Source organism: Pedobacter sp., from assembly GCF_035566355.1.
Lineage (GTDB): Bacteria > Bacteroidota > Bacteroidia > Sphingobacteriales > Sphingobacteriaceae > Pedobacter.
On the sequence record NZ_DATMRL010000621.1, the window covers coordinates 1 to 6,799 of the forward strand.

A 6,799-nucleotide genomic window follows, 5' to 3' on the forward strand; every position below is an offset into this window, starting at 1 on the left:
AGATATTTTTAAATCACTTACTGAAATTGCAAATGACGATGTACTCTTAAATATATTAAATGGGATCAGAAATGATCTTAGTAAAAATGAAGACAGAATAGTTAAGCTTAAGGAGCTCATGCGAAGGTAATTCTTCTCTGGAGAAACAATTTATTTATAACGGGCATGGCTAATTTGGCAATGCCCGTTTTTTATACGCTAAACATTTAGGCATTATCCTTGTTATTTACTTCATTCCCAAGTGAAGAAAATCAATAGAGCGTAAAATATGTCAGTAAAAAAAGAAACTTCATTACGTTTAAACAAGAAATTACCTGCCTTGCCCAAGACAAAAACGGGCATTAATGGATTAGATGAAATTACCATGGGTGGTTTGCCTTCTGGCAGGCCAACCTTGATTTGCGGCGGACCTGGTTGTGGAAAAACATTATTCTCCCTTGAGTTTATTGTCCGCGGGGCACAAGATTTCAATGAACCAGGCGTGTTTGTTGCATTTGAAGAAAAGGCTGACGAACTCCTGATGAATGTAGCTTCCCTTGGTTTTGACCTGGAAAAACTACAAAACGAAAAAAAGATCAGGATGGATTATATCCATATTGATAAAACTGAAATTGAAGAAACCGGGGAGTATGACCTGGAAGGGTTATTTATCCGTTTGGGCTATGCAATTGACAGTATTGGAGCAAAAAGGGTCGTTTTGGACACGATAGAAAACCTTTTTGCCGGATTGTCTAACGAAGGGATCATCAGAGCGGAACTCCGCAGGTTATTCCGTTGGCTGAAAGATAAAGGCGTAACCGCCATCATTACCGGTGAGAGGGGAAAAGAAAGTCTGACCAGGCAGGGATTAGAAGAATATGTTTCTGATTGTGTAATCCTGCTCGATCATCGGGTAGTTAACCAGATTTCGACCAGACGATTAAGGATTGTAAAATACAGGGGTTCGCTTCATGGTACCAATGAATATCCATTTTTAATAGATGACGACGGAATCTCAGTTTTACCGGTCACTTCTTTAAAATTGGATAAGCCGGTTTCTTCAGAAACTATATCTTCGGGAATCGGTGCATTGGACGAAATGTTTCCTATGGGCGGTTTTTTTAAAGGAAGTAGTATCCTGGTGTCTGGAACGGCGGGTACTGGAAAAACGAGTATTGCGGCCAGTTTTGCAAACCATGCATGCTTAAAAAAAGACAAATGCCTGTTTTTTGCTTTCGAAGAATCGCCTGCACAGATTATCCGGAATATGAGGTCCATAGGTATGGACTTGCAGAAACATGTAGATAAGGGTATTCTGCAGTTCTACGCATCACGTCCAACAATGTTTGGACTGGAAATGCATCTTGTCGCAATTCATAAGGCTATTCAGAAATTTAAACCTAAAGTTGTCGTTCTGGATCCAATTACAAATCTCATTACCGTGGGCAGCTTTAGCGATGTTAAAGCGATGCTGGTGCGGTTAATTGATTTCTTGCAAAATGAGCAGATTACGGTCATGTTCACAGCACTTACACTAAATACCGTAGTGAGTGAACAGACAGACGACGGCGTTTCTTCTTTGGTAGATGCCTGGTTATATATCAAAGATATTGAACTTAACGGCGAGCGTAACAGAGGATTGTACATTATGAAATCCAGGGGGATGCATCATTCTAATCAAGTTCGGGAGTTTTTAATTACCAGTAAGGGCTTAGAATTGGTTGACGTTTATCTTGGGCCAGAAGGCGTATTGACCGGTTCGGCCCGGGAGGCACAAATGTTACTGGAGGAAACAGGGCAGGTTTTGCATACATACGCCTTAAGCCGGAAGGATAGAGAACTTCTTCGTAAACGCAAGGTGCTGGAGGCAAAGATCGAGAGTTTGAAATCTGAATTTGAATCAGCCGAGGAAGAACTAAACAAGATTTACACGGAGGAGGAGATAAAAAAGAGTGTGATGGAAGAGAACCGTCAAAAAATCACCGAGATAAGAAAATCCGGTGGAAAACTTTTGGCGGGTAAGCAATTAAATGGTAAGTCAAAAATAAAGAAATAGTGGAACAGAAATATGAACTGAGACTGTATGTAGCTGGTAAGACCCAGAAATCAGTCACTGCACTTAGCAATTTAAAGAAGTATTGTGAAGAGCATTTAAGCGGTCAGTATTCCATTGAAGTGGTCGACCTCCTCCTTCAACCGCAATTGGCGGAAGGAGACCAGATATTGGCCATTCCTACTCTGGTAAAGAAAGTGCCGGAGCCCGTTAGGAAGATTATCGGAGATCTCTCCAATAAAGAAAAAGTATTGGTGGGATTAGATATCCGCCCCAGATCTTAATTGAATTTACGTGGAATTATGAATATAGAAGAGGAGCCAGTTTATATACTCAGATTATTTGTTGCTGGAGCTTCTTCCAAATCCGTTCGGGCAATCAATAACCTGCAGGGAATTTTAGAGGATAAGCTCAAGAATAAATATGAAATGGAAATCATTGATGTGCATCAGCAACCTGAAATTGTGAAAAGTGATGATGTTGTTGCTGTTCCTATGCTCATAAAGAAATTCCCGGGCCCCGAAAGGCGTCTTGTTGGAGACATGTCAGATATCCAGCGGGTACTGAGAGGATTAGGACTATTGGTATAAAATTTTGCTTTTGGAGAATTTAAAGACACATAAGGAATTACAGGACCAGTTACGGGAAACTCAGTTTCAATTGGAAGAAGCGAAAGATATGCTCGAGGCCATACGCTTGGGGGAAGTGGACGCGCTGGTTCTTAAAGGAAACGATGGGCATCAGATCTATACGTTGAAAAGTGCCGATCAAACCTACAGGATCTTTATTGAGCAGATGACCGAAGGGGCAATTACCTTAAATGAGAAAGGGAATATTCTGTATTGTAATTCCCGTTTTGCAGGATTGGTTGGTCTTCCTCTGGAAAAAGTAACCGGCCGGCCACTCGTGAAATTTATAGATGAAAAAGACCTGAAAAAGTATGAAATACTCATTGACGGAGCATGGGGAAATACAATAAAAGGTGAATTAAAAATACGGACCGCTACTGGCGAAAGCATCTGTGTACAATTGTCTTTGAAAATGCTGGATCTGGAAGAGGGGTTATCCATGAGCATCATTATTACCGATCTGACAGACCAAAAGAAGAACGAAAAATTATTAAAGCAAAAGAACAAACAACTTAAAAAAGCGGAGCGCATAGCAAACGATCTGAATGTTAATCTGGAGAAGACGGTTAAAGAAAGAACGGCGGAGCTTCGCCGGAATCAGGAGCAACTTAGCCGGATTCTGGAAACCATGGCCGAAGGTGTTGGCATTACGGATATAGAAGGGAAATTGCTTTACGCTAATCCTATGGCACAAAAAATATTAGGATTGAAGCCAGGTGAAATTACAAAAGGTATATATGATGATCCTCAATGGCAAAATCTGCGCCTGGATGGCAGCCCTTTACCAGGAGCTGAACATCCAATGCATCTTTCAATGAAAACAGGAAAGCCCGTTTATGATTTTGAGATTGGTATCCGGCCTCCTGGCAGGGAGACCTTTTACATCTCTATTAATGCGGCCCCCATTCATGATGAGGAAGGAAATATTACGGGTAGCATTGGCACTTTTATGGACGTAACGCATCGACGGATGGCTATTCGGCAGAAGGATGATTTCATCAGTGTAGCCAGTCATGAACTTAAAACCCCTATTACCAGTCTTAAGGCTTCTCTTCAATTACTGAACCGCTTAAAAGATAAGAATGAAATTTCCAGTAATATGGTTCCTTCGCTCATTCAGCAGGCGAATAAGAGCATGGATAAGGTGACGGCCTTAATTAATGACCTTTTGAATGCGGGAAAGTATACAGAAGGGCAACTTCACCTAAATAAAACCCGCTTCAGTTTAGTGAAAATGATTAGAGAAAGCTTGCAGCATCTACATGCTTCGGATGGCTATAAAATAAATGTAAGCGGTGATGAAGATATCCTTGTTTTTGCAGATGCCGACCGGATTGAGCAAGTTGTAGTAAATTTTGTAAACAATGCAGTTAAATATGCTCCTGAGTCTAAGTTCATCTCTGTATTGATATCAGCAACGGACAAGGAATCCAGATTGGAGGTTAAAGATGGTGGAAACGGAATTGCTGAAGATAAACTTCCTTATATCTTTGAAAGATATTACCGAGTAGATGAAAGCGGTAGCCAGTATTCCGGTCTGGGGCTTGGGCTGTATATTTCTGCAGGGATTATTAAGAAGCATGGTGGAAAAATTGGTGTGGAGAGTGAATTGGGAAAGGGAAGTACATTTTGGTTTAGTCTTCCTGCAGAGCAATTGTGAAAAACTTATAAATAAATGACAATGAGGTGGTGATATATGTTGGAACAATAATTATATTTGTTTCCGAGAGCGTTAATTTAAGGGGGTAAATCGAAAGGTTTATCTCCTTTTCTTTTTTATTAGCGGTTATCAGTTCACAGGATTAATTTCTTTCTCAAATCCGTAAATTGTATAGATTTGGCAGAAATTAAATCCTTTTCAAGATGATCTACCTGCTTGGTATTCCTGTTGTCCTTACCTTTCTTTTATTTTTTTTCAGATTCAGGCGTCAGCAGGAAACGCGAAAACGAGCAGAAGAAGTGATTACCAAGTGGTCTCAACCCTCAGAACATCCCATCGACTTCAAACAGCTCAAAGCCTACTACTCTTATTTTGGACAGGAAAGCGGAGGTCATTTATCTGACGCGATTGCCACAGATATAGATCTTGAAAACCTGTTTGCCTATATAGACAGGACCAACAGTAAACCTGGACAACAGTACCTGTACCAGAAATTAAGGTCCGGGAAGAAAGACCCCGAAGCTTTGAAACAACTCGATCTTCTGGCAGAGCAATTTGCTGCAGATGAACACCTCAGGATCAGTACGGAAATTGAACTGTCTGCACTGGGTAGTAAGAATGCCTATTATATACATGAATTGTTTACCACAAGTTATCAAGCTTTGTACAGTGGATGGCTCAGTCTGTACATCCGCTTTGCTGCGCTGCTGTGGATTGCTTCGGTTGTATTAACCGTTGTTTTAAGGAACCAGATGTTTTTTCTGCTGAGCCTGGGCCTGACGTTGTTTAACTTTTATCTGCATTACGGCAATAAAAAGAAGATATCAAGTTATGTTCATTCGCTGCCGCAATTGTATAAGCTGATGAGGGCGGCAGAGCGTATGCTGAAACTGGTGGTATATCCGGATGCTCAGCCCGTAAAGGAAAGCCTGAAGGAACTTATACCGCTTCAGCGTTCCCTGAGCATGGTCAATTTTCAGGATAAAACAAGTGGCGATCCTACAGATCTTAGTGCCAGTGCTCTTGAGCTGATCAAGACGTTTTTGCTGGTAGAACCGGCGATGTTCCTCAAATCGGTGAACCGGATCAACCAGCAAAGAAGCAACATAGAAATATTGTTCAATTTTATAGGCCAAACTGATATGGCCATTTCAGTACTCTCTTTAAGAACAGGATTGCCTTATTACTGCAAACCTGATTTCAGCGGGCTAACAGAAGAACTTAAAGTGACTGACCTGTACCATCCGCTGGTGGAAAATTGTGTAGCCAATTCTATTGAAGTAAAAGCGGAACAGGGGGTATTGATCACAGGTTCAAATATGTCAGGGAAAACCACTTTTATCCGCTCTTTGGTCATCAACGCACTCCTGTCGCAGACTTTATTTACCTCCTGTTCCAATTGTTATTCTGCGCCTTTTATGGACCTGTTTACCAGTATCAGGATGAGCGATGACCTGGAAGAACACAAGAGTTATTTTCAGGCAGAGGCTTTGTCGATCCTGGATATTGTGAATAAAACTATGGGGCAGACGGAGCGTAGTCTGATTCTGATTGACGAGATCTTTAGAGGTACAAACACCATTGAACGTATTGCTGCTGCTAAAGCCATTCTGTCTTATCTTACAGCTCATAAGAATTTTACCTTCGTTTCTACACATGATCTGGAGCTGGCAGAGCTGTTGGGTAAAGAATATGCAGTATATTCATTTGAAGAACTGGTATCTGAAACCCGGTTGGTATTTGATTATAAGATCAAACCAGGGATACTGAAAAATAAAAACGGACTGGCTATTTTATCTTCAATGGGTTATCCTCAGTCCATTATTGAAGATGCAACTGCGATCAGTACGGTTTTGCGAAAAAAATATGATCTTTAGCCCAAAGGTTCAGAACTTTTTCAAATACAATTGCGTTATTTTCGATTATGTAGTAATTTAGGCGGATATGCACGAATATAAGGAACAACTTTTTCAGAACCTTAAAAGACATCTAAAGGGGTCAGGGTGGACATTGGTTAAACTATTTGAAGGTAGAGGAGAGATCCGGATCATTCTTCCAGGTAACCAGGATGTGAAAACTGAATTTGAAAAGATTTACAGTATTCTGGATCAGTTGCCTGATATAGATCTTGAACCCGAGCAGGTTATCATTGGCTATTGCAATAAAGACGCGATCAATTACCATTGTACGATTATCAATCCTGATCAGGAGTTACTGATAAAAAGCATGTATTTAAACGGGTAATTTTTTACTTCGGATTTCATAGGATGTATCGTAGAATATAAAGAAGTGAATTTCGTGGAAAATTCTGTACAGCTGCTTCCAGACTAACGATATCAGGTCCGCTGAAGGAGCGGACAGATCTCTGAGGTCTTTCCGCAGTGTACGAGAATTTTCCTTAGCAAATTGCAGAGGAGGGTGGCGACCAGGCATGGTGCAGAAAAAGGAGGTATTGCTTGCAGAATAAATCAAATTCTG

Annotated in this window: 6 protein-coding genes; all 6 read left to right on the top strand. The window is 40.8% G+C overall.

Annotated features, from left to right (window positions below; genetic code table 11):
- Window positions 1-268 precede the first annotated feature (268 nt).
- The 6 genes from kaiC to VNZ46_RS24380 all read left to right on the top strand — a co-directional run bounded on the left by kaiC (window position 269) and on the right by VNZ46_RS24380 (window position 6,565).
- Complete coding sequence (kaiC, locus tag VNZ46_RS24355; RefSeq protein ID WP_325563483.1) at window positions 269-2,035, top strand: circadian clock protein KaiC; 1,767 nt, start codon at window positions 269-271, stop codon at window positions 2,033-2,035.
- Entirely contained in the window at window positions 2,035-2,316 is a 282-nt protein-coding gene (locus VNZ46_RS24360) for a circadian clock KaiB family protein (RefSeq protein ID WP_199082759.1), read from the top strand. Before kaiC ends, VNZ46_RS24360 begins: the two co-directional genes overlap by 1 nt.
- 18 nt (window positions 2,317-2,334) lie before the next feature.
- Entirely contained in the window at window positions 2,335-2,622 is a 288-nt protein-coding gene (locus VNZ46_RS24365; RefSeq protein WP_325563486.1) for a circadian clock KaiB family protein, read from the top strand.
- 10 nt (window positions 2,623-2,632) lie between these two features.
- Window positions 2,633-4,321, top strand: a complete 1,689-nt coding sequence (locus VNZ46_RS24370; protein WP_325563487.1) for an ATP-binding protein — start codon at window positions 2,633-2,635, stop codon at window positions 4,319-4,321.
- Between the two features lie 203 nt (window positions 4,322-4,524).
- Window positions 4,525-6,198: a MutS-related protein gene (locus VNZ46_RS24375; protein ID WP_325563488.1), complete on the top strand. Its 1,674-nt coding sequence runs from the start codon at window positions 4,525-4,527 to the stop codon at window positions 6,196-6,198.
- A gap of 67 nt (window positions 6,199-6,265) precedes the next feature.
- Window positions 6,266-6,565 (top strand): hypothetical protein, encoded by a 300-nt coding sequence (locus tag VNZ46_RS24380; RefSeq protein ID WP_199082360.1) that lies wholly within the window; start codon window positions 6,266-6,268, stop codon window positions 6,563-6,565.
- Window positions 6,566-6,799: the final 234 nt, after the last annotated feature.

Bases quoted from the DNA above. Each gene is read 5' to 3' on its own strand.
- kaiC (WP_325563483.1), top strand. From the start codon at position 269: ATGTCAGTAAAAAAAGAAACTTCATTACGTTTAAACAAGAAATTACCT.
- VNZ46_RS24365 (WP_325563486.1), top strand. From the start codon at position 2,335: ATGAATATAGAAGAGGAGCCAGTTTATATACTCAGATTATTTGTTGCT.
- VNZ46_RS24375 (WP_325563488.1), top strand. From the start codon at position 4,525: ATGATCTACCTGCTTGGTATTCCTGTTGTCCTTACCTTTCTTTTATTT.
- VNZ46_RS24380 (WP_199082360.1), top strand. From the start codon at position 6,266: ATGCACGAATATAAGGAACAACTTTTTCAGAACCTTAAAAGACATCTA.